Annotated in this window: 21 protein-coding genes and 1 pseudogene; 7 read left to right on the forward strand and 15 right to left on the reverse strand. The window is 32.5% G+C overall.

The genetic code is table 11. The annotated features are described in order from the left end of the window. Positions 1-62: 62 nt before the first annotated feature. Entirely contained in the window at positions 63-533 is a 471-nt protein-coding gene (locus D2K62_RS01895; RefSeq protein WP_112180960.1) for a hypothetical protein, read from the reverse strand. A 229-nt stretch (positions 534-762) separates the two neighbouring features. On the opposite strand from D2K62_RS01895, the pseudogene D2K62_RS01900 reads away from it, so the two are divergent. Continuing rightward, positions 763-1,425: pseudogene (locus D2K62_RS01900) on the forward strand (peptidylprolyl isomerase). Positions 1,426-1,468: 43 nt separating this feature from the next. Here D2K62_RS01900 and D2K62_RS01905 read toward each other — a convergent pair. Beyond that, complete coding sequence (locus D2K62_RS01905) at positions 1,469-1,630, reverse strand: YfhD family protein (protein ID WP_112180958.1); 162 nt, start codon at positions 1,628-1,630, stop codon at positions 1,469-1,471. A gap of 188 nt (positions 1,631-1,818) precedes the next feature. On the opposite strand from D2K62_RS01905, the gene D2K62_RS01910 reads away from it, so the two are divergent. Continuing rightward, on the forward strand, positions 1,819-3,630 hold the full coding sequence (locus D2K62_RS01910) for a DUF2207 domain-containing protein (protein ID WP_157967307.1): 1,812 nt from the start codon (positions 1,819-1,821) through the stop codon (positions 3,628-3,630). Between the two features lie 172 nt (positions 3,631-3,802). After that, positions 3,803-4,516 (forward strand): DUF2161 domain-containing phosphodiesterase, encoded by a 714-nt coding sequence (locus D2K62_RS01915; RefSeq protein ID WP_112180956.1) that lies wholly within the window; start codon positions 3,803-3,805, stop codon positions 4,514-4,516. 45 nt (positions 4,517-4,561) lie between these two features. Here D2K62_RS01915 and D2K62_RS01920 read toward each other — a convergent pair whose 3' ends face one another. Continuing rightward, a complete protein-coding gene (locus D2K62_RS01920) occupies positions 4,562-5,194 on the reverse strand; it encodes a ribonuclease H1 domain-containing protein (protein WP_112180955.1) in 633 nt (210 codons plus the stop codon). 173 nt (positions 5,195-5,367) lie between these two features. Between D2K62_RS01920 and D2K62_RS01925 the strand changes: the two genes are divergently transcribed. Next, on the forward strand, positions 5,368-6,321 hold the full coding sequence (locus D2K62_RS01925) for an alpha/beta hydrolase (protein ID WP_117160830.1): 954 nt from the start codon (positions 5,368-5,370) through the stop codon (positions 6,319-6,321). A 277-nt stretch (positions 6,322-6,598) separates the two neighbouring features. Continuing rightward, positions 6,599-7,594: a methyl-accepting chemotaxis protein gene (locus tag D2K62_RS01930; protein ID WP_112180953.1), complete on the forward strand. Its 996-nt coding sequence runs from the start codon at positions 6,599-6,601 to the stop codon at positions 7,592-7,594. An 80-nt stretch (positions 7,595-7,674) separates the two neighbouring features. Here the strand turns inward: D2K62_RS01930 and D2K62_RS01935 are convergent, their stop codons facing one another. After that, positions 7,675-7,914, reverse strand: a complete 240-nt coding sequence (locus tag D2K62_RS01935; RefSeq protein ID WP_117160831.1) for a YozQ family protein — start codon at positions 7,912-7,914, stop codon at positions 7,675-7,677. Positions 7,915-8,188: 274 nt separating this feature from the next. On the opposite strand from D2K62_RS01935, the gene D2K62_RS01940 reads away from it, so the two are divergent. After that, complete coding sequence (locus D2K62_RS01940) at positions 8,189-9,319, forward strand: CAP domain-containing protein (RefSeq protein ID WP_117160832.1); 1,131 nt, start codon at positions 8,189-8,191, stop codon at positions 9,317-9,319. 114 nt (positions 9,320-9,433) lie between these two features. Here the strand turns inward: D2K62_RS01940 and D2K62_RS01945 are convergent, their stop codons facing one another. The 11 genes from D2K62_RS01945 to D2K62_RS01995 all read right to left on the reverse strand — a co-directional run bounded on the left by D2K62_RS01945 (position 9,434) and on the right by D2K62_RS01995 (position 19,266). Continuing rightward, positions 9,434-10,156 carry a 3-ketoacyl-ACP reductase gene (locus D2K62_RS01945; protein WP_112180950.1) on the reverse strand — a complete coding sequence of 241 codons (723 nt, stop codon included), beginning with the start codon at positions 10,154-10,156 and terminating at the stop codon, positions 9,434-9,436. A gap of 94 nt (positions 10,157-10,250) precedes the next feature. Next, entirely contained in the window at positions 10,251-10,901 is a 651-nt protein-coding gene (locus D2K62_RS01950; RefSeq protein ID WP_112180949.1) for a M50 family metallopeptidase, read from the reverse strand. A 121-nt stretch (positions 10,902-11,022) separates the two neighbouring features. Next, on the reverse strand, positions 11,023-11,367 hold the full coding sequence (locus D2K62_RS01955; protein WP_112180948.1) for a cupin domain-containing protein: 345 nt from the start codon (positions 11,365-11,367) through the stop codon (positions 11,023-11,025). Positions 11,368-11,466: 99 nt separating this feature from the next. Then, a complete protein-coding gene (locus D2K62_RS01960; protein WP_112180947.1) occupies positions 11,467-11,670 on the reverse strand; it encodes a hypothetical protein in 204 nt (67 codons plus the stop codon). A gap of 80 nt (positions 11,671-11,750) precedes the next feature. Next, the gene (locus D2K62_RS01965; RefSeq protein ID WP_117160833.1) at positions 11,751-12,422 is read right to left on the reverse strand and encodes an ABC transporter ATP-binding protein; all 672 of its coding nucleotides are present in this window, start codon (positions 12,420-12,422) and stop codon (positions 11,751-11,753) included. Further along, the gene (locus D2K62_RS01970) at positions 12,415-13,551 is read right to left on the reverse strand and encodes an ABC transporter permease (protein ID WP_117160834.1); all 1,137 of its coding nucleotides are present in this window, start codon (positions 13,549-13,551) and stop codon (positions 12,415-12,417) included. Before D2K62_RS01970 ends, D2K62_RS01965 begins: the two co-directional genes overlap by 8 nt. Beyond that, positions 13,548-14,771 (reverse strand): ABC transporter permease, encoded by a 1,224-nt coding sequence (locus D2K62_RS01975; RefSeq protein ID WP_112180944.1) that lies wholly within the window; start codon positions 14,769-14,771, stop codon positions 13,548-13,550. Before D2K62_RS01975 ends, D2K62_RS01970 begins: the two co-directional genes overlap by 4 nt. Before the next feature lie 18 nt (positions 14,772-14,789). Then, complete coding sequence (locus D2K62_RS01980) at positions 14,790-16,352, reverse strand: DUF6583 family protein (protein ID WP_112180943.1); 1,563 nt, start codon at positions 16,350-16,352, stop codon at positions 14,790-14,792. Positions 16,353-16,688: 336 nt separating this feature from the next. Next, positions 16,689-17,633 carry a type I pantothenate kinase gene (gene coaA, locus D2K62_RS01985; RefSeq protein WP_112180942.1) on the reverse strand — a complete coding sequence of 315 codons (945 nt, stop codon included), beginning with the start codon at positions 17,631-17,633 and terminating at the stop codon, positions 16,689-16,691. A gap of 142 nt (positions 17,634-17,775) precedes the next feature. Further along, positions 17,776-18,336 (reverse strand): NADPH-dependent FMN reductase, encoded by a 561-nt coding sequence (locus D2K62_RS01990; protein ID WP_117160835.1) that lies wholly within the window; start codon positions 18,334-18,336, stop codon positions 17,776-17,778. A 111-nt stretch (positions 18,337-18,447) separates the two neighbouring features. After that, positions 18,448-19,266 (reverse strand): squalene/phytoene synthase family protein, encoded by an 819-nt coding sequence (locus D2K62_RS01995; protein ID WP_112180940.1) that lies wholly within the window; start codon positions 19,264-19,266, stop codon positions 18,448-18,450. A 402-nt stretch (positions 19,267-19,668) separates the two neighbouring features. On the opposite strand from D2K62_RS01995, the gene D2K62_RS02000 reads away from it, so the two are divergent. Continuing rightward, positions 19,669-21,147 (forward strand): NarK family nitrate/nitrite MFS transporter, encoded by a 1,479-nt coding sequence (locus D2K62_RS02000; protein ID WP_232827951.1) that lies wholly within the window; start codon positions 19,669-19,671, stop codon positions 21,145-21,147. The last annotated feature ends 16 nt before the right edge of the window (positions 21,148-21,163 follow it).

A 21,163-nucleotide genomic window follows, 5' to 3' on the forward strand; every position in this document is an offset into this window, starting at 1 on the left:
ATAGAAAGACATTAGATCAAAACCATCTAATGTCTTTTTATTATTTATCTATACAATTTTATTTAAGCAGATATTTTTTCTTTGAATTTAAATAATTTATCATTTACTTCTGCTGTCAGTTTCATTAACACATCTGTATCTGGTTTATCGTGTTGTGTCTCCTCAATTAATGGATAAAAACTCTCTTCAATATTCGTATAATCCTCAGGGTAAGCAGCTTCTACTTTTTCTTCAATAAGCTCCCAATCTTCTTTCAACTTCTTACCAATTTTTATTATTTTAGCACTATCGTTAGGGGAATGAACTGCAGTATATTTTAACGCCTCAATGGTCGCTAAAACAGTATTTACTCCTTCCATAATTGTGGTATCACTACTATTATTTATCCTATCTTGCATAAAGATATTGGAATTCACTTGTACCTCTTCTTTATTAACTATGATGTCATCCACATTTATATCAGTTGTATTAGAACTAAAACCTGTTAATGTAAAGAAAGCTATTATTGATAAAACAAACAAAAGTTTACGCATTAAATGATCATCTCCATTTCTACCGTATTATGTTTACGTTTCCCAAATCCAAATTTTATATCCATAATAGTGGAATTTTTTCCTTCTAAACCATTCTACAAGAAGGGTTCCGAAAAATTATATCGTTGCAAATAACGAAAAGTACCGCTACTAATTTGTAACAAGCACGTGATATAATACTATATTGAAACGTTTAAGATGAGATAATTTAACAGGAGGAATAGCAATTATGACAATAAAAATAAAACCAATCCTAACTTTGATTAGTAGCCTTTTACTACTATTACTAATCGCAAGTTGTGGTTCTGTAACAGAAACAGATGATGTTGAAGAGCAATTGAGTGAACAATTAGACTTGTCGGATGTCGAGGAAAATCCAGTTGTTACTATTACAATGGAAAATGGAACAGAAATAATCTTAGAGCTATATCCAAAAATCGCTCCAAATACAGTTGCGAATTTTATCAGCTTAATTGAAGAAGGTTTTTATGACGGGCTTATCTTTCACCGTGTCATTCCTGGATTTATGATTCAAGGAGGAGATCCTGATGGTACTGGAGGTGGTGGTCCAGGTTACTCGATTCCAGGTGAATTTAGTTCTAATGGGTTCTAAAATAACTTATTACATGAACGAGGGGTACTATCAATGGCACGAACAAACGAACCTGATTCAGCAGGATCACAGTTTTTCATTATGGTAGCTGATTCACCTAGTCTAGATGGTGAATATGCTAGTTTTGGAAAGGTTATCGAAGGTATGGAAGTTGTAGATACAATTGTAGCATCTGAACTAGATCCAAATGCAACTGACAAACCCCTTAACGATCAACGTATGAAAACTGTTGTTGTTAATACATTTGGTTATGATTATCCAGAGCCGAATGTTGAGTAATCTTGATAGAGTAGCATCCATTGAATGAATGGATGCTACTCTTTTATTTTCTATTATCTTTTTCTTCTGCTTCATTAACACCAAATTGAACTTCTGGATTGTTGGACATTTCAATATCAACACCATCCGAATCCTTTTGGTTTTTGGGTGTTTGTGGCAATTTCGCTTTATTATGTTTGCCATGTTGATGTTCGTCTCTTCCCATTGTGCCCACTCCTTTCTAGTGATTTTGACACTTAGCATGGTAATTATGCTTCTAAATTATCCGTATTTTTTATAAGGATTATATTATTCATCGTTCTATACATGTTCAGTAGCTTTTCATCATAGATTTAACTATCAGATATTTGGACAAGTTTGATGTATTTTATGTAACTAAAAAGGATGATTAAATTGAAAATAAAGCACCGATTATTTTGTCTGTTTCCACTTTTATTATTGTTAGTTAGCTGCGGAGATAACAACCATGCTCTAACAATTGAATCTGCAAATATTCAAGCTAATATAGACAGTGACGGAACAGTACATATAACAGAGTTATACACTTATCACAATTCATTCAATAAAACTACTAGATCTATGGATGACAATATTGAAAACTTCGAAGCCTATCATGCACCAAATCAACTTGCAGAGAAAGATCTTGAAACGCTCAATCTAGAACCTTTAACTGTTAAAAAAATGAAAAATGACTATCAAATTAGCTCTTCCTCCGAAAATGAATTAAAACAAATCGTTTTTAGCTATGATATTAAAGATGCTATTACAAAATATAACGATATTGCCGATTTACAGTACATCTTTTTTGATGAAATAAAAGATGGTGGTATTGATGATGTAATGCTTAAACTAAGCACTCCTAAGAAACAGAAAAATCAGGATACTTTTATCTTTTTTCATTCTAGTAACCAACCAATTATTCATACCGTTGATGATGAGACCTACTACACATATGATTTCCTTTCTCAATCAGAGTCTATTGATTTCAGATTTATTTTCCCTGCTATCGAATTAACTAATCGACCAATTGATGAAGCAAAAAATTTTAAAAATGAACTTCTAATTTCAGAAAGTGCATTGCAATCCCGTTATAAGAATGTTGAAGATAATTTTAACAGTAAGGTTTCCATTCTGCTTATTGCTATAATAAGTAGTATAGTTATTGGAGCATATCTTATTTTAAGACATCCAAACACCATAAACCATGAAAAAAAGAATAAAAAGGCACTATTAGCATTAATGGAAAAGACAGATCCGTTAATTGTTCATTACGTAAATAAACATGCAAAACTAACAAAAGAAGCTATTATAGCCGGACTTTTCTCCTTACACAAACGCAACATAATTACACTATCAGAGGTCCCATCTGCTTTAAATCAAGGTACAACATTTCGTTTCACCTGGAAAAGAGTACATCAAAAACTAGATGAACCTGAACTTCATTTGAAGAATTGGCTATTTACAAAGCATGATGAACAAGGTCCCTATTTCCTACTTGAATCAATGATGATCTTTGAACAAAACAAATGTCGTTCAAAGAAGAAACGTACGACAAATTCGGATATGTCTAACTTCGATAAATGGTGTCCACTACTTAAAAAGTATGATTCCTTTAACAAGATAAAAACAAACTACATTCCCTTTCAACTATTTAGTTTCTCACTTGTTTTCTTTACCCTTGGGATGTTTACTTATCTAGTTTTAAATGATGTTTGGGGAAGTAACCAACAATACACAGTCATTCTTAGTTTTACTTTATATGGGGCCATTGTTTTAGTCTACAATTGCCGCAAATTACTTCTAAACCTTTTATTGTGTGCAATTTTTTTACAAAGTCTTTTTTTCACTTTCACAACTGCTACATTTCTTTATTTAGCATTCATTATAATTGCTGGATCCCTAACCTTTTTGATTCCAACTGCATGTTGGAGAAGCGACATGAATGAATTACGACGAGCAATTAAATTAGCGAAAAAACTATTTAAACAAAATAAATATCCTATCGGAATTACGCCAAAACACATTCAGAATCAAATGCAGTATGCGATAATTCTAAACCAAGAAAGTAATTTTGCACAAGCATGCAAACCAATTCCACCCAGTCTTTTAGTAACTGGCAATTATCCCTTGCTTCATAATTCAAAACACACTGCTGCTGTCTTTGATCACAGCCTACAGACAATTAGTCAACCAGTTGCAAAATAATCATTTAAAGGAAATGAAGAGAAGCTCCTTTCTCTCTTTATTTCTAAAGATCTTATATACACATTGATATTATCGTAAGAATAGGTATACAAAGTATCTTATTTCAAGCTTAATCATGCTCATTTATGATAAAATATTAGTAGAAATGATTTTTGAAATTGGACGGTGCAATATGAAAGAGACAAATAAAATACTAGAATCTGATTTATACAAGCCTATTCAAAGCCACTTTGTTAGAGAGGGTTATCAAGTTTACGGAGAAGTAAAAGACTGTGATATCGCAGTCATAAAAGATGATGAACTAATCATCATTGAATTAAAGCTGAATTTAACTGTCGAGTTGCTTATACAAGCAGCGAAAAGACAACGCTTATCCGAATTTGTATACATAGCAATTCCAAAACCGAAGTATAACCGTAGATCTAAACGGTGGACAGATATATGCCATTTAGTAAGACGATTAGATTTAGGACTAATTCTAGTTACTTTTTCAGGAAACACGAAAAAGACAGAAATTATTTTTCACCCTACACCATTTAATCGTAAAAAACTGATTGGGAAAAATAAGCGAAAGCGACAAGAAGTACTGAAAGAAATTAATGGACGAAGTGCGGATTTTAATATTGGTGGATCAAATAGAACACAAATTATGACTGCTTATAGAGAGAATTGTATTCAAATTGCCTGTTACCTTGAATATGCTGGTTCACTATCCCCAAAAGCATTAATTGAAATGGGAGCTGGTAAGAAAACTCCCTCTATACTAACAAAGAATTACTATGGGTGGTTTGAAAGAGTTAAACGAGGGATTTATGCTCTTAGTGAGAAAGGTCATAAAGAAATGAAACAATATCCTGAAGTTTGTAAGTTTTACAAAAAAGAGTGAAGCACTTTCCTAGTAGAGAACTTCACTCCTATTGTATTTTCTAATTTATTTCCTACCAAAATCTGCTTTGCTTTCACCCCAAAGCTTCGTTTCCCATTTAATAATCTCCGTTTTATAGCTATTTTGATTTAGCCAGTTCGTTGCGCGATCAATTAATTCCCATAAGTGTTCAGTTGAAGAGTCTCTTGGTATCGTCGTGTTCGCATGTTTTTTTCTAACCCAACTGATTGCCGTTTTAGAATCCGAATAAACTGGTAAACTACTGCTCTTCTCTTTTAATAAAGCTAATGCATGTACGATTGCCAAAAATTCACCGATATTGTTTGTTCCATTTGATACAGGACCAAAATGGAACAACTCTTCATTGTTTTTTGTGTAAACTCCTTTATATTCCATTACTCCTGGATTTCCACTACATGCGGCATCAACACTTATACTATCTTCAATAAACGTTGTTTCTATTTTTGAAGATGCCTGTCCCTTTGTCGAGACTTTTTGCTTAGAATTCGTCTGCATTTTAGGTCCATTTTTAAAAGCAGTTTCAGCTTCAGCTTTTGAAGGAAAAGACTTATATTTTGCTCCGTTTATTCCAATAACTTGTTTCTTACATGCATCCCATGTATCAAAAATCCCAGTATTTTTACCTGACCAAACAACATAGTACTTTTTTTTAGTCAAAATTATGCTCCTTCATAACAAATAATTTATCTTAGTTTGAACTATTTCTCTGAACATGATTCTATCACACTATTCCTCAAATAATAATCTTTATCCTAACCTTTTTATCCTTCTATATGCTATATTATAATTTGAAATAAAAATTCACAGTATTAGACGCGAGGAGATTTAGTATGAAAAAACGTTACATAATTGCTACATCAGTTATTGGAATCCTCATTATTTCCTACGGGTTTGTAGGTAACTATTTTTATAACTTTGCTTTAAATCCTAAAGAAGAGAAAGAGTTTCTACAAGATAACCCCAATTTAGGTGAATCTGAAGCAGTGTCAGCATTAGTAGCTGAAGAAAATGAATTATTAGATATCACTTTTTCAGATACAAACATACCAAGCCAAGAAAATATTGTTTCTGAGGATAATCTAACACTGAACGCCAATGTATATGAAAATAACAATGCAGATCATAAATGGGCTATAGTTGCACATGGCTATACATCAAATAGCACACAAATGACCAGATGGATTCGTAATTTCTACGATAAAGGTTATAGTGTGTTAGCACCTGACTTACGTGGACACGGTGAAAGTGAAGGAGATTACATTGGCATGGGATGGGATGATCGGAAAGATATGTTGCAATGGATTGATACTATTATAGAAAAAGATCCAGACGCTGAAATTGCTTTATTCGGTATCTCGATGGGTGGCGCTACTGTTATGATGACTTCAGGTGAAACATTACCTGATAATGTAAAAGTTATTGTGGAGGATTGTGGATATACCTCTGTAATGGATGTGTTTACGTATCAATTAGATGATTTATTTAATTTACCACCCTTCCCTGTAATGAATGCAGCAAACACTATTACAAAAATACGAGCTGGATACGATTTAAATGATGCATCAGCTATTGATCAGGTTTCCAAAAGCACTACCCCTATGCTATTTATTCATGGAGAAGCCGATAGTTTTGTCCCGTTTGAAATGTTAGATGAGGTCTATCGTGCTGCAAAGGTAGATAAAGAAAGATTAGTGATTCCAAGTGCAGAACATGGTCAAGCTGAAAATGTAGATCCAGAACTTTATTGGAAAACAGTATGGGGTTTTGTTGATAACTATATGTAAATTTAAAAAGGAAGTACCTTTTCTCAAATGTGTTGAGATTAAAGGTGCTTTTTTATCTAGAAAATAGTGAGTTAAAATAATTACAATAATTTTAACTTATATTCATTCTCTTCAAAAACTCCAATGATTATATTCTAAATATTTTAAATTATCTTTTAATTATATTGACATAATAATTACTGTTGTGTATTATTGAGCTAGCAGTTTTTACATATTATAGAAATAATATAGGTATAATTAATTATAGAGATAATGACTCTTTGGGGGGATTACTGTTATGGAAAGTACGATTGAAAAAAATCTAAATGTGTCGATACTAATGAATGAGCTTAAGCTAGATAATAGAAATATGGAAGATGTTATGCATAAAATAAAAGATATTTCCATGAAATCAAATATTCTAGCACTAAATTCAGGAATTGAAGCAGCTCGTGCTGGGGAAGCTGGTAGAGCATTTTCTGTCGTTGCAAAAGAAATCAAGAAGTTTGCTGAGGAGTGTTTAGATTCAAGTAAAGAGAGTGAAGTTTTAATAAATAGAATTCAAAATAAAGCAAACGAAATAATTGCCTTGCGCACTGTTGATATCGCTTTTGATACGATTGATAAGATTGACCGTAACCTTTTCGAAAGAAACTGTGATGTACAAGCATGGGCTACATTTGATGCAATAAAAGATTGTCTAACCAATCCAACTCCTGAAATGAAAAAAAGCGCTAAATCATTTATGAAGAATATTTATGATATATATGAAGTCTACTTTGATTTATTTGTGGTTGACATATCAGGCGAAATAACAGTCGCAGCTCAAAATCAAAGTCAAGTTGGAGCTAATATGTCAGATAGAGAATGGTTTAATGAGACAATTAGAACAAACGCTGTCCATGTAACGGATATGTACTATTCTGAAGCAGTTGGTGGATATACAATGGGCTATTCCTCCCCTATTCATAATGACCAAGGAGAAATTATTGGTGTCTTCACTACTAGATTTAACTGGGAATTTATTTATGACATTATTGATCGTGCTAAGCTTCATGAAAAAAGTAAACTTTATGCGATCAACTCGAAAGGCTATATTATCGCTTCGCAAGACCGTAAAGGTATTCTAGAAAAAAATTTAAATGATTTAAAAGCAGTAAAAAATGTTCTTTCCGGTAAAGACCAAAGAGGGTACACCATTGAAAATAACCAAATTTATGCTTACTGCTTAACGGAAGGTTATAATGCCTATAAAGGTAAAGGTTGGTCTGTCATTGTTACCGAGTCAATCTGATTACAAACAAAAATAATTTCTATTTTAAAACGAGTTTTATTCCATTCTAATGGATAAAACTCGTTTATTATTTATCTTTTTTATTTAAAATAACCTCTTCTTGGTATTTCTTTTCCTTTATGACTTTTTAACACACCATCGTTATTTACCTTATCTATTTTTGCATCAATTGTACCTTCCATATAATCATCTGATACCTGTTCATGAGTTATTGCTATCCCCTTGTCGGTGGGATCATTACTTTTATAATCAGAAACGTCATACACTTTTCCCGCAACTTTTTTTGCGTTTTCAATTGATTCATTATTATTATTTTTCATAATTCATCCTCCTCATATATAATAACTAGCATGTGAAAAAAACAAAAAAATATTTATTCCTTTATTTGCAAATAATTTTATACCCCTCTCCCACTACTTAAACAAATATGAAGACTTAAATGTCCCAACACTGGATTAACCTTAAAAGTAATTATATACAACTACTGAGTTGTCTAATATTAACCCTCGTTTAATAGACATCTAAGTTGTTTATAATAGTAAAACTTGCTACAATAATTATTTAGAAAGCAAGTAACAGTAGGAGCGTTGATTTATGCCAAAAATACGAAATATTATCTTTATATTACTTCTTGTAGCTGCTTTTTTGCATTTTTATGGAGATACATTTAACCAGTCTGGTTTTCCAGGTGTATATAATGAAATACAATCAGATGTAAATGCAATAAAAGAGAATCCAAGGGTAATTAGTACTGTTGAATCTTTTAATACAGAATTGCAGCAGTTGATTAATAGCGTTAAAGGAGATAGCGAAGATAGTGAAAATGTTGAAGAATCCGTTCCAGATGATCCTGCATTAGATGAACCTACTGAACAACCATTTTCAATTCATAATGTTGAAATTGGTGATGATCGTTCAAAAGTAGAAGCACAAGTTGGAGAACCGAAACGATCTTCCATGAATGAATATAAGGTCAATTGGGTTGCTTACCATGAAGATTATCATAATTTTTTTATGGCAGCCTATAATGAGGAAAACAAAGTAATAGGATTATATACCAATCAGAATTTATTAACTTCCACAAAAGACATCTCCTTTGAAAGTACAAGGGATTCCGTGCTTAATGTATTAAATGATCCACTGGAAAGCATAAAAAAGGGGTTAATAAGCTATCAAGTGCAGCAAAATCAAGAATATGATATATTTCTTATCAACGATAATTATGTAACGATATTTTATGACAAACATGAAGATAGCACGGTAACAGCTATTCAAATCATCAGTGATGAAATGGAACAAAAAAGAGAAAAGTATTTCGGAGAAGCAAGTGATGCGCTAAAAGAAGGTTTTGAATATCAATTGTTTGATCTTACTAATGCGGCACGAGTGGAGCACGGACTTTCCGTTTTATCATGGGAAGAATCAGTCAGGACGACTGCCCGCGATCATAGTTTAGATATGGCTGAAAACAATTACTTTAGTCATACAAATCTAGAGGGTCAATCTCCTTTTGACCGAATGACTGAGGATAATATCAGTTACACGATGGCAGGAGAAAACCTTGCTGCTGGCCAACCAAGTAGTATTTTTTCACATGAGGGTTTAATGAATTCACTCGGTCATCGAGAAAATATATTAAAAACCGAATTTGAATCGCTTGCTGTTGGCGTCGCATTTAATGAAGATTCACAGCCCTATTACACAGAAAACTTTATAACTAAATAGAATATAAATGCGGCTAACTATACAAAATTAATAGTTAGTCGCATTTTATTAGCTAATTGTTTTAGCAAAATATACTGGTTCTTATAGAAAGTTTACACACATGAGCATTTTTATTTAAAATGGATTTGTCGCCCACTGTAAGGATTGCTTGATAAAGATACGTGGATTTAATTTCAATTGTGCAACCATATATTCTGCAAGATCCTCTGGTTGCATAAACTTATCGTCATTCTTTTCATCTAAGTTATCACCAAAAGCGAGTTCAGTTGCAACTAAACTTGGATTGAGTGTAAATACGCGGATATTATTACGTCTCACTTCCTGCATTAAAGCTTCTGTCATTCCTTGAATCGCAAATTTAGAAGCACTATAGGATGTAGAACCTGCTGTACCTTTTAAGCCACTACTAGATGAAATAGTGATGATATCGCCTTGATCTTTTTTAATCATTTGTGGTAACACAGCACGCGTAACATGATACGTACCAAATACATTTACTTCAAACGTATGTTTCCAATCTGCTGGTTCAGTCTCTAAAAATGATCCTCTCAATCCAATGCCAGCATTATTAATCAATATATCCGCTGGACCCAGTTTGTTTTCAAGTGTTGTAATTGCCTGATCTACTTCTACCATATTTGCAATATCAGCAATTACTATATGAGATTTTACCCCAAATGTTTCAACCTCTTTCTTTACTTCAAGTAATTTTGTTTCTGTGCGCGCAATGAGTCCAACATTTACACCTTCTTTAGCCAATTGAAGTGCAGTTGACTTTCCAATCCCACTGCTTGCTCCTGTTATATAAGCAATTTTTCCTTTTATCTCTTGTGCCATTTTCATTCATCCTTTCTATACTTATCTTATATAAGTGTAAAGCTTAGAAACTGTAGTTACCAGAAAAGCGTTTGGAATTCTCCTAACATAAAACTTAAAAGTATCTTTTTAATCCTAATCTAGCGAAAAAGAGAGATTGTAAAAAGAAAATAACGCCCCATACCATTGTTGGAATAAGTACTGTCATATTAGCTAAGTTCGTTGCATCTCCTGCTCTACTAGGTGAGACTAAGCTAATGTACATAATTTCAAATGATGAAGTTACAGACTCTACTAATAATAACGAGGTTATGAATAGTGCAGAATAATCTATAATTGATTTAGAACCTTTAACCAAAACCCATGAAAATACAATTATGATTGTAATAATCCAGAATAGACCGTATGCGTTACGGATCCAAAATAGTAAACTAATAAGTAGTATTCCTAATATAATTACTAATACATAGTTGCTTTTTCTTTTATAAATCAATGTCATAAATAAAAAGGCCATAAAAGATGCAAATACATACCCAGCTGCACTAGTTAAAAAACCACCAAACCAATAGCGATGACTAGCAAGTGTAACGCCTTCCGTATTTGAAAATAAGGATATTGATTGTACATTACCACCAGTAATAATTGACATCAATGCATGACCTGTTTCATGTAGTAACGTATTAACAATTGAAAAGTATGTACCAACAAGTGGCATTTGTGTTAAAAACAATGCCAAAATTAAAAATAAAACCAACTTTTTTTTCATGGAATTCCCCCTTTGTTCACAGTATAACAATTACCTATATGAAATGATAACTAAAAAAATGTTAGGCGACAAAAAGACAATTGTCCATTTGTTACCTAACATTTACGATTAATTCCACATATTATCTAAAATTTTCAGCATATCTATCATCCGGAATATTATTTAGTACTACATAAAGACTTACATTCTCAGATCCATTATTTAAAAAAGCAAGCTCCTCGTCCCCGCCAATAAAAATCGTGTCATTCTTTTCTACCCCAACAGTTACTCCATCAATATTAAATTCCCCATTACCTTCTAAAACTAATAATTGCACATTCGATCCTGGGTGCTTATGCGCTGGTAATGATTGGCCAGGTTTAAAGTTTAGAATGAATACTGTCATCTTACCATCCTTGATTACTACACGTTTTGTTAAACTATCTGTTTTAAATTCTACAAAGTCATTTATATTATTTTTTTTCACTAGTTAGCAGCTCCTATAATTTAATAATTTATCTATTCCAATTATATATGATAATTATTATCACTGCTGTGATTTAAAACACTTAAATACTAACACTGTTTATTTCTTATTTAATTCTTTTCTTAATACTCTATTAAGTACAATCACACAAATTCCAGCGATAGGAGCCACTGCATATGCATAGTCTGCTAAAGTATCTAAATCAAAATACCGAAATATTAGTAAGGAAACAACACAGATTATCATTATAGAAAACAGGATATTTTTTAATCGTCTCAACTTTTCAATCTTTTCATTATTCAAATTAAACACTCCCTTCTTTGATTTATACTATAATAATTGCAAGGTCAGCATTTCCCTTTCCACCCTCAATAAACTACATTTTATAACACGAAAACAGGTTTACCTTTATCTTCTAATATCTCCTTGTAAAAGGGATCCTCCCCAATACAAAAGATGTAATCACAAAAAGAAATTATTTCTTCCATGTCATGCGAGGTATAAATAATAATTTTATCTTTTTCTTTAGCTAAATTATAAAGATAGCTGCCAATTTCTTTTCTTGAGCGCAAATCTATTCCAACGGTTGGCTCATCTAATAGTAAAATTTCTGGATCATGGATAAGACTAATCGCAATATTTAATTTACGCTTCATTCCACCAGATAGAGTCTTTGCTTTTTCTTTCCAATGCGTCAGTTTCATATCTAGGCAAATTTGTCTGAGCTGCTTCTTGGATTTTTTCTCCCATGATATCTGTTCAAAAAAAACCATGTTTTCTTCGACAGTAAATTCCTCCCATATAGCAATTTCTTGTGGGATATAACCGATTTTTTTCCTAAATTTCTGTTTATCCGAAGCAAAATCAAGATCATTATAAATTATCGCGCCTTTTTCAAGAGAAAGCAGTGTTGCTAGCGTGCTTAACAATGTTGATTTCCCCGCACCATTTTCGCCAACTAAACCTACTACTTCTCCCTTGTTTATTTGAAAGGAGACATTTGTCAGTACTTGTTTAGAACCGAAATGTTTTGATAGATCATTTACTTTAAGCATTGATTTTCTCCTTTCTCCAGTACCAAATAAAGAGCAGGACAAGTAGAACAATAAGCCAAGGATTGATAATCCAACCTTCTAAAAAGGCATAAATTGGACTTCCATAGGTTAGCCACGGCCAACGATTTGTTACTCCTTCTATTGATATGAGAGATCCTCCGATGATAGAAAAAAATATAGTTACAAGCATAGAAGAAACATAATATATAAAGGTTGTTTGGAAATATAGTGCAAACAAGAAAGCTGCTATACTAATCGTTAAACGAAAACTCACTAACGTCATTATTTGTACAAAGTTTATTGTTTGCTCAAAATAAATAACGAGAAGCGCAGCATTTATTACATCAAATAGACTTAATAAAGCTAGATAAATAAAGGCATTTCCAATCATATATGATCTAAAAGAGATCTTTAAAAGAGACAATCTAACTTTAACAGTAGATCGCCTTTCTTTAATAACCCAGTCGTAAATATAAAAAGTTGTTAATAAAGCAAAAAAGGACCAAATCCCCCAAACATTCCATAAGGAAATACTACTGTCTTGTTGCTTTGGATCCTTTTGATTATAAAAAGAAAAAGTTGAATGTAATAACGCCTCTTCCTCCCGAATCTCATTACTCGTTACGACAATTTCTTCCCACTCCCAGCTTATATTTCCTCCATATTGTGTTACTAACTGGTCAACAACATGTGCAGCTTTTGAGTTACCAGCGTCTTGCTGAACAAAGGAGGTAATTGCTTCTTTTACCGGAATATATGCTATGGACATATCAGATATATAAGCCGTTATTACTTGATTACGACTATTGCTCTGGATACTATCTTGATAACCATCTTTAATAATAAAAACGCTGTCTAATTCATGTTGTTCGAGTTGAACCAATGCTTGATCCTTATTCATTTCTTTAACAGCAAGAAGAGGTATATCACCTATTGATTGAGATAAGTTCTCAGCCATTATCGACTCATCCTCAATTACTAGTCCAACTGGAATTTGTGTTTCACTTTGCCATAGATCTGTTACTGAAAAAAATGTACATGTTGCAATAATTGGTAACAGAAGCCAACATATCATACTAACAGGGTGTTTACTCCAATGTATTATGCGCGTATATAAAATTGCTTTCATCTATGTCGACGCTCCTTCCACATAGCTAGTGCAATTAAAGTTGCTACACTAATGACAACAAGTAGGAAAAGTAATGTGTAATCAACATACATTCGTCCCTTAATCGCTATCTCAGTTAACCAATAAAATGTCTCTGCTGAAAATAAGTATGGTAGATAATATTTCACATCTTCTGGAAAATACAAAGTTGGTAAAATCGATCCACTCATAAATAATACACTACTAGTATAAAAGAGCTGTATTATTAGTGCTAATTTCTTTGATTTTATTAATAAGTCAATAAATGATAAACCGACTAAAAACAATGTACAGAAAAAACTAACTAACATTCCAATTCTTGCATAGTCAATAAGATAAAATTCTATATCCATTACTTGTATAAAGAGATAAAATCCACCTATTGCTAATATAAACCCGTAAAATAGTGATAAAATTAATCGAGAAATAAGCCGTTGTAACATAGTTACACCATATAAACGCATTCGGTTCCACAAAGACAAGCTCTCATCTTTTCCTAATACAATATAAATTGCAATAATCCATATTGTAAATATCACAAACCAACCGGAAAGTGAAAAGAATTCGATTGGTGAAGTGGTTGTTAAGTTCGTTATTTCTTTTTCATAAACCACTTTATCGTTTGATACGGTAAATAGTAAAAATTGATTAAACTGTTCCATTAGTATTTCTTGTCTTTTTTGATTGTCTATTGGTAATTGCTTTGCATATTTATCTATCGTTAATATATTTGCTTGTGCCGATGCAATATATCTAGTCATACTATCAATGAGTTCTTTAATCATGTAACTATCTATTGGCATATCAGGATTACCAATGATGGAAACACCTACAGAGTTTCCATTATATAAATCATCTGTGAAGTTTTCTGGAAACATAATGTACGTACTAATGGTACCTTGCTCTATTGCATGATCTGCCTCTTCTTCCGTGTATTTGCTAATATGTATGTAAGAACCCAATAAAGAGGAATCATCAATCACATTGACTAACATTGTAGTTTCCTCAGATTGGTCTAAATCGATCAAACCTACTTCTATAGGCTTATTTTCGCTCGGTAATAGCAGAGTGACAACAATAGTAAAACACAAACCAACAATTAGAATTGGAAACAACAAAAGAAGAGGAATAGACTTCCACTTCTTTTGTAGCTGTTTCTGATAATGTTTTATAAAAAATAAAATTCTCTTTAAACTAGACATTATAAACACTTCCGTTCATTAAAAACCAGCACCAGCATCAAACATTGATCCATAAAACTCTGCCAGCCATTGCTGAAACTGAGGTGTTACTTCATCCATCATAAATGTGTCGATTTCATCTGAACTCATCGTACCTAAATTCACGACATCCATTGATTCTGTATCGATATCTAAGCTTTTTACTAATTTTGAATTGGAATTAATATGTAACTTAAAGTCATTCTCACTTATACCTTCACCAGTAAGAGATAGGTACTGTTCCGTATTTGTTTGATCATTATTATAAGTAGATGTTCCGTTCCAGATTACTTCCATCGGAGAAGAAGATTCATCTTGAAAAGTTAATCTACGATCAAAATTTCTCGTTCCATCATTTAATTCTTCCGTTCCTGTATAGGATAATTCAAAAGCATTTGCTGAAAGGGTAATATGGTCATCTGCAACATTATCTTGCCAAGATAAATCACCATTTAAATTAATTGTATTTGTTCCAAATTCATCTGTTACTGCTAACTCATAATCAAACGTTTGGTTTTGTTCATTCATTAATTGTGTACCCATTAAACTAAACACCATTAACTCCGATTCAGAAGGTCCCATTTCCATAGAAAAATCACGTTGAACTATAAGGTCATCTTTTATCCACAACGTAGAAGTCAATCCACCAGGAATACTAAAATCATTTATTGCTTCTTTTGCCTTAGAGATTTCCGCTTCAAAGTCTTCGGTAATTTGGGCAAGTTCATCAGAATTAGTAGAAATAGTATCAAAGGTAGCTTGATTTTGAATAATTTCTTTTAACGTCTCATCCTGTTCAGCTTCAGTGAGTACTTTATTCATAATATCTTTTATCTTTTCTTCAGATAATTGAAGTGTAACCTTTGACGTCGCAATTGAATCCCCATTAACTTCTATTGTTTCATCTTCTGAAGTAAAGGCATCATCAGGTAGTTCTTCATAAACCATTTTGATATATGTATCTTGGAAATGTTCTTTATCTTCCTCACTTAGCACAGTTTGATCAAAGAAAGGATCAAACTCAATTTCTTCTTCTCCTGTATAACTCATTGGATCTATTTCATATAGTAAGGTACCAATTTCGCTTTCTTTTACTTGTACATATTGATCAAGAAATGATAACGAAGCCAGCATTCTATCAGATGTAAGATAAAATTCAATATCCTCGATTGAAATTTCACCTACGTTGATCGAACCTTTAAATTTCATTTCTTTATTCTCTGGATCTAAACCGCTCATTACAGATATAGTAGAATTATTAATAAGTTCTTGCATTCCTGTTGAATCATAACCAGATGGATCATTAAATTCAGCTGAAAGCTCTAAATTGGATTCACTTGGCGTTTCTTTTATTTTTTCTGCCCAATCTAATTCATCACTATAACGGTCCTCTACCACTTCTGTCATGAAATTAGCTGCATTCAGTTCGGCCAAAAAGTAGGCTTGTTTTGACGTTTTGGTGAGAAATGTTGTAGCTGTGATCGTTCCTCCAACTATTATGACAGCTATAATAACAGTAAGCCAAATTGTTTTTTTTGAAAATCGTTTACTTTTTCCTTCCAATAATATCCCTCTTTCTTTTGTTTGTTCTATTGTTGTAAAAAAATAGTGCATGACTTAAATCATGCCAGAAATAATTAAGATTAACTAAAAATTTTCACCAATAAAACTATATTATGGATTACCAGATTACTAGCGATCCTTTAAAATTATCACATCATATTTCAACAAAGTCAATAGAGTGAACATACGAGAAAGCTCAGTCGATAAATATCATTTGGTACATGTATACGATTATGTCTTTGTAATAACTTTGCGTCTAATTCTTTAAAGATGTCAAATGAGTAATTATTCATTCTCTTAGAGACTTAAACGAAAATAGTGGTATTTATCTCAGCACTATCTTTTACGTATTTTAACAGAAGATACCCGATGATCTTCTCCTTTCTTTAATATAATATCAGCACGCTTTTTCGTTGGTCTTATATTCTGTTTAAGGTTCTTTTTATTTATTTTATTCCAAATATCTCTTGCAATAACTTCCGTTTCTTGATCAGAAAGCTCCGCATATTTATTGAAATAAGAATTCTTTTTAGCAAAAGCGGTATTTTTCAGTATTTTAAAACGTTCAATATACCATTTCCTAATATCAGGTTCATCTGCATCCACATAAATCGAAATATCAAAAAAGTCTGAAACAAAAATATTTGGTGTACGTTCACCTATGGATTTTGATGTCTGTAAAACATTTATTCCTTCAATGATTACAATATCTGGTTCATTAATGTCTATGTATTGATCTGGTATGATATCATATTTTTCATGTGAATATATTGGTGCTTGAAGCTTTTTTTCGCCTAACTTAACTTGTTTCATAAAAGTAATCAAAGCTTTTATATCATAACTCTCAGGAAAACCCTTTTTATTCATAATTCCTTTAGCCTCAAGAACATCGTTTGGAAATAAAAAGCCGTCTGTTGTAATGAGAGCAACTTTTGGTTGATTAGGTGAATTTAACAGTAAAGATTCTAAAATTCTTGACGTCGTACTTTTTCCTACTGCAACACTTCCTGCTACACCAATAATAAAAGGACCTTTCTTAATATCCTGTTGAAAAAATGCTTCATTAACTTTATCTGTTTTTTTAACTGCTTCCATTCTATAGGACAAATATCGAATTAGTGGTAAATATATATCGATTATTTCTTCTAAAGATATCTGTTCATTTATTCCGTGTAGGAATTTAATTTCAGATTGTGAGATAGTTAGCGGCGTATTTGAGCGAAACTTAGCCCATTCATCTCTTGTAAACGACATGAATCTTGAGTATTTACTTTTTTCCATATCCAAGCTCCTAAACTATGAACTACATTATCTAGCTATATATAACTTTAACATAAAAACCATATTTATTTTCTATTATATCATTTACAATATCAACAAAAAAACTTCCATGCACATGTAGCACGAAAGTTTTCTTGTCTTTTTATTTTCTAATCGTTTTTAATGCTCCACTCCATGAAATGAGTTGATCAAGCATCTCATTGGCATTAACTGCATGGTAATCTGCCGGTTTGAATACACTAAAGTTTTCAAAATCAGTCATTAATGAAAATCCAATAGCAGTTCGCACATCAGCGACTTGTAATTCACCTAAGATTAAACGTAAGTTTTCATATGCTCTCGCACCACCCATTCCACCATAACCAACAAAGCCTGCAGCTTTATTATTTATTTCTGGATTCAAGTAGTCTAGTGCATTTTTCAAAGCACCACCTATTGAATGGTTATATTCTGGTGCAACAAAAATATACCCATCAAACGAGGCAATCTTTTCTGACCATGCCTTGATAGCCGCTTCCGCCTCTTGTTTACCAGCTTCGGGTACTGCCGCCCCTAAAAATGGTAAGTTATAATCCACTAAGTCAACAATCTCATATGAAGCCTCATCGTTACGATTTGTTGCAAAATCATACGTCCAGTTAGCTACCGCTTCTCCATTACGTCCTTGACGGACACTTCCTAAAATAATACCTATTTTTAACATTTCATATCCCCCTCATTTAAAGTAAATCATCTCGAAAACAAGATAATTTAATTCTAAGCTTTTACTAGCAAGAAGTCTAATTTTATGTTTTAGGTTAAAAGGAAAATATCTCTACTCAGTAGTTACCTGATCCACGATAGATTCTACTTCATTTCTGGTGATCTTTTCTCTTCCGCTTTTTAACGCTTTTAATGTTTTATTTGCGAGAGCCAAAGGGATTTTACAAAAAATCAGAATATTACGATTACTAATATCTTTTATGTATTCCTGACCTAAATTAAGATTCGTTGTTGCATAATGAAACATGTCGTCACGATTCCAATTATCCGGCATAAAACTAACCCCGCGTTCACTATCTTCCTCTTGGTTCCGTAATATATTAACAGATTGCAAACCTCTACCAAAAGCAATCGCTAATTCTTTATCTGTTTCCGTGTTGTCATACCATTTCCAAATATCTGATAACATCACACCAACTAGTCCGGCTACATAATACGTATAATCGTCAAGTTCTTCCTTACTAGTGATTTGCCAATCTTTCATCGCCCATTTGCCCATACCAGCGGCCATTATACTAGTCGACTCTTTTACTTGATCAACTATACCTTGGGGGCATATATGAAGCCAATCTCCAAGACGTAAGGTAACCTCAGGTAATAAAGCTTTATATTCCTCTAGTAGTTGCTCATATCTCTCATTATCAAATTCATTCTTTAATAGCATACTAATAGAATTCAATAAATATTGTTTTATTTCAGGTTCAAGCATTTCATGATCCTCAATTTCATCAATTGCACGCATACAAAGATATGCAGAAGCTACGGTTCTTTTTAATGTAGATTCCAATAAAGTAATTGGTATGTAAAACGTCCGACTTGTTTGTTTGAGTACGTTCATAGCTTCTTTTTGTAGTCTCTTTTCATCATTCAATTCTTTTTCCTCCTTTAAACCATGAGGTCAAATAGGTACAACTCCCATTATTAAGATGAGTCTATCTCATGCAGTTTAGTACATATTTATTGTACCATGAAATTTTTATTCATAATATAGTAAATAAACGCATGCATCACAAAGAAATAGTTTTTAACAAAAATCGAAATAATGAAATACAATTATATTTGGTAAATTAACAGTTTTTCGATAAATCTAAATATTCCGAATTATAGATACTGATTTTTACATACAAGTCAACGGTGTAAGTGTTTACAAACTCTGACAAAACAACTTTCATTTCTGCTTTTGTCTGTAAGATAATATAACATGTTTATTGAATACCTCTTTTAATCCATTAGAATAAGAGCAACAGAAAGTAATTGAAAGGTGGATTTCAAATTGGAAGCAAATATGGATAAAAACATTTACAAAGGAAATCGAAAAGTATTAAGTTTTACTACGTTAGCATTTTTCATTACGTTTGTTGTCTGGTTCAACATGGCTCCATTCATCTCTACCTTAAAAGAAACATTTAATTTAACAAATGATCAAGTAGCTATTTTAGGTATAGCAAACCTTGCACTAACAATACCTGCTCGAGTATTAATTGGTATGTTAGTTGACAAGTTTGGTCCAAAAAAAGTATTTTCTAACTTATTAATGATATTGAGTATTCCTTGTTTCGCTTTCGCTCTATCAGATTCCTTTATTCAATTAATGATCTCTCGAATGTTTCTAGCAATTATCGGAGCAGGTTTCGTTGTTGGTATTCGACTTGTTTCTGAATGGTTCCCTTCAAAACAAGTAGGCTTAGCAGAAGGAATCTATGGTGGTTGGGGGAATTTCGGTTCTGCTGCAGCCGCAATTATTTTACCAACATTAGCAGTCATTTTCGGTGGTGACAATGGTTGGAGAATTGCAATTGCTTTAACAGGGCTTATTGCACTTGGCTACGGATTTATATTTAAGCGAATAGTCAGTGATACGCCAGAAGGCATAGAATACAAACGACCCAAGAAAAGTGGCGCATTAGAGATTACCAGTCATAAAGATATGGTCGGTCTCATTATAATGACAATTCCAGTATACGGTATTCTTGGTTTTCTAACTTATAGACTAGGCTGGCAATTAAATTTTATTAGTGATGGTATTGCATTTACTGTTCTAGGAGTTTTATTATTTTTCCTATTATTAAATGTTTATAAAATTTGGGATGTAAATAAAGAAACACTAAAGAATGGTGTACCAGAGAAGGAAAAATACGCATTTAAACAAGTAGCTATTTTAGACTTTTCTTACTTTTGCACATTTGGATCGGAACTTGCTGTTGTATCGATGTTACCATTTTTCTTTGAACAAACATTTACACTAAGTATCGCACAGGCTGGTTTAATTGCCAGTAGTTTTGCCTTTATGAATCTCATGTCACGTCCCGGTGGTGGCTGGTTAAGTGATAAATTCGGACGAAAAAAGACCCTAAATATCTTAATGCTTGGACTAGCTCTAGGTTACATCGGTATGTCTCAAATTGAATCAGGTTGGCCAATAGGTCTTGCCATTGCTATCACAATGTGTTGCTCGTTTTTTGTTCAAGCAGGTGAGGGTGCTGTATATGCCATGGTTCCACTTGTTAAGAAACGTGTAACAGGACAAGTTTCCGGTATGGTCGGCGCTTATGGAAATATTGGTGGTACAGTATTTTTAACTATCTTTAGTTTTGTAAGTCCTAGATTCTTTTTTGTAACAATAGCTTGTGCTGCAGTTATTTGTTTCTTTTGTACACTATTCTTAAGAGAACCAGATATGGAAGCAATTCAAGAACAGACATTTGAAAAAGATAAAAAGAGTAATACGAAAGTTTCAACTAATATAATGTAAAGAGGTCAGAAACTAG

Source organism: Paraliobacillus sp. X-1268 (assembly GCF_003426095.1).
In the GTDB taxonomy this organism is placed as follows: domain Bacteria; phylum Bacillota; class Bacilli; order Bacillales; family Amphibacillaceae; genus Paraliobacillus_A; species Paraliobacillus_A zengyii.

Excerpts from the sequence above, each read along its gene's own strand:
- D2K62_RS01950 (WP_112180949.1), bottom strand. The coding sequence starts at position 10,901 with ATGAAAAAAAAGTTGGTTTTATTTTTAATTTTGGCATTGTTTTTAACA.
- D2K62_RS01965 (WP_117160833.1), bottom strand. The coding sequence starts at position 12,422 with ATGCTTAAAGTAAATGATCTATCAAAACATTTCGGTTCTAAACAAGTA.
- D2K62_RS01935 (WP_117160831.1), bottom strand. The coding sequence starts at position 7,914 with ATGAAAAATAATAATAATGAATCAATTGAAAACGCAAAAAAAGTTGCG.
- D2K62_RS01970 (WP_117160834.1), bottom strand. The coding sequence starts at position 13,551 with ATGAAAGCAATTTTATATACGCGCATAATACATTGGAGTAAACACCCT.
- D2K62_RS01990 (WP_117160835.1), bottom strand. The coding sequence starts at position 18,336 with ATGTTAAAAATAGGTATTATTTTAGGAAGTGTCCGTCAAGGACGTAAT.
- coaA (WP_112180942.1), bottom strand. The coding sequence starts at position 17,633 with ATGGAAAAAAGTAAATACTCAAGATTCATGTCGTTTACAAGAGATGAA.
- D2K62_RS01930 (WP_112180953.1), top strand. The coding sequence starts at position 6,599 with ATGGAAAGTACGATTGAAAAAAATCTAAATGTGTCGATACTAATGAAT.
- D2K62_RS01905 (WP_112180958.1), bottom strand. The coding sequence starts at position 1,630 with ATGGGAAGAGACGAACATCAACATGGCAAACATAATAAAGCGAAATTG.
- D2K62_RS01975 (WP_112180944.1), bottom strand. The coding sequence starts at position 14,771 with ATGTCTAGTTTAAAGAGAATTTTATTTTTTATAAAACATTATCAGAAA.
- D2K62_RS01915 (WP_112180956.1), top strand. The coding sequence starts at position 3,803 with ATGAAAGAGACAAATAAAATACTAGAATCTGATTTATACAAGCCTATT.
- D2K62_RS01940 (WP_117160832.1), top strand. The coding sequence starts at position 8,189 with ATGCCAAAAATACGAAATATTATCTTTATATTACTTCTTGTAGCTGCT.
- D2K62_RS01895 (WP_112180960.1), bottom strand. The coding sequence starts at position 533 with ATGCGTAAACTTTTGTTTGTTTTATCAATAATAGCTTTCTTTACATTA.
- D2K62_RS01945 (WP_112180950.1), bottom strand. The coding sequence starts at position 10,156 with ATGGCACAAGAGATAAAAGGAAAAATTGCTTATATAACAGGAGCAAGC.
- D2K62_RS01925 (WP_117160830.1), top strand. The coding sequence starts at position 5,368 with ATGAAAAAACGTTACATAATTGCTACATCAGTTATTGGAATCCTCATT.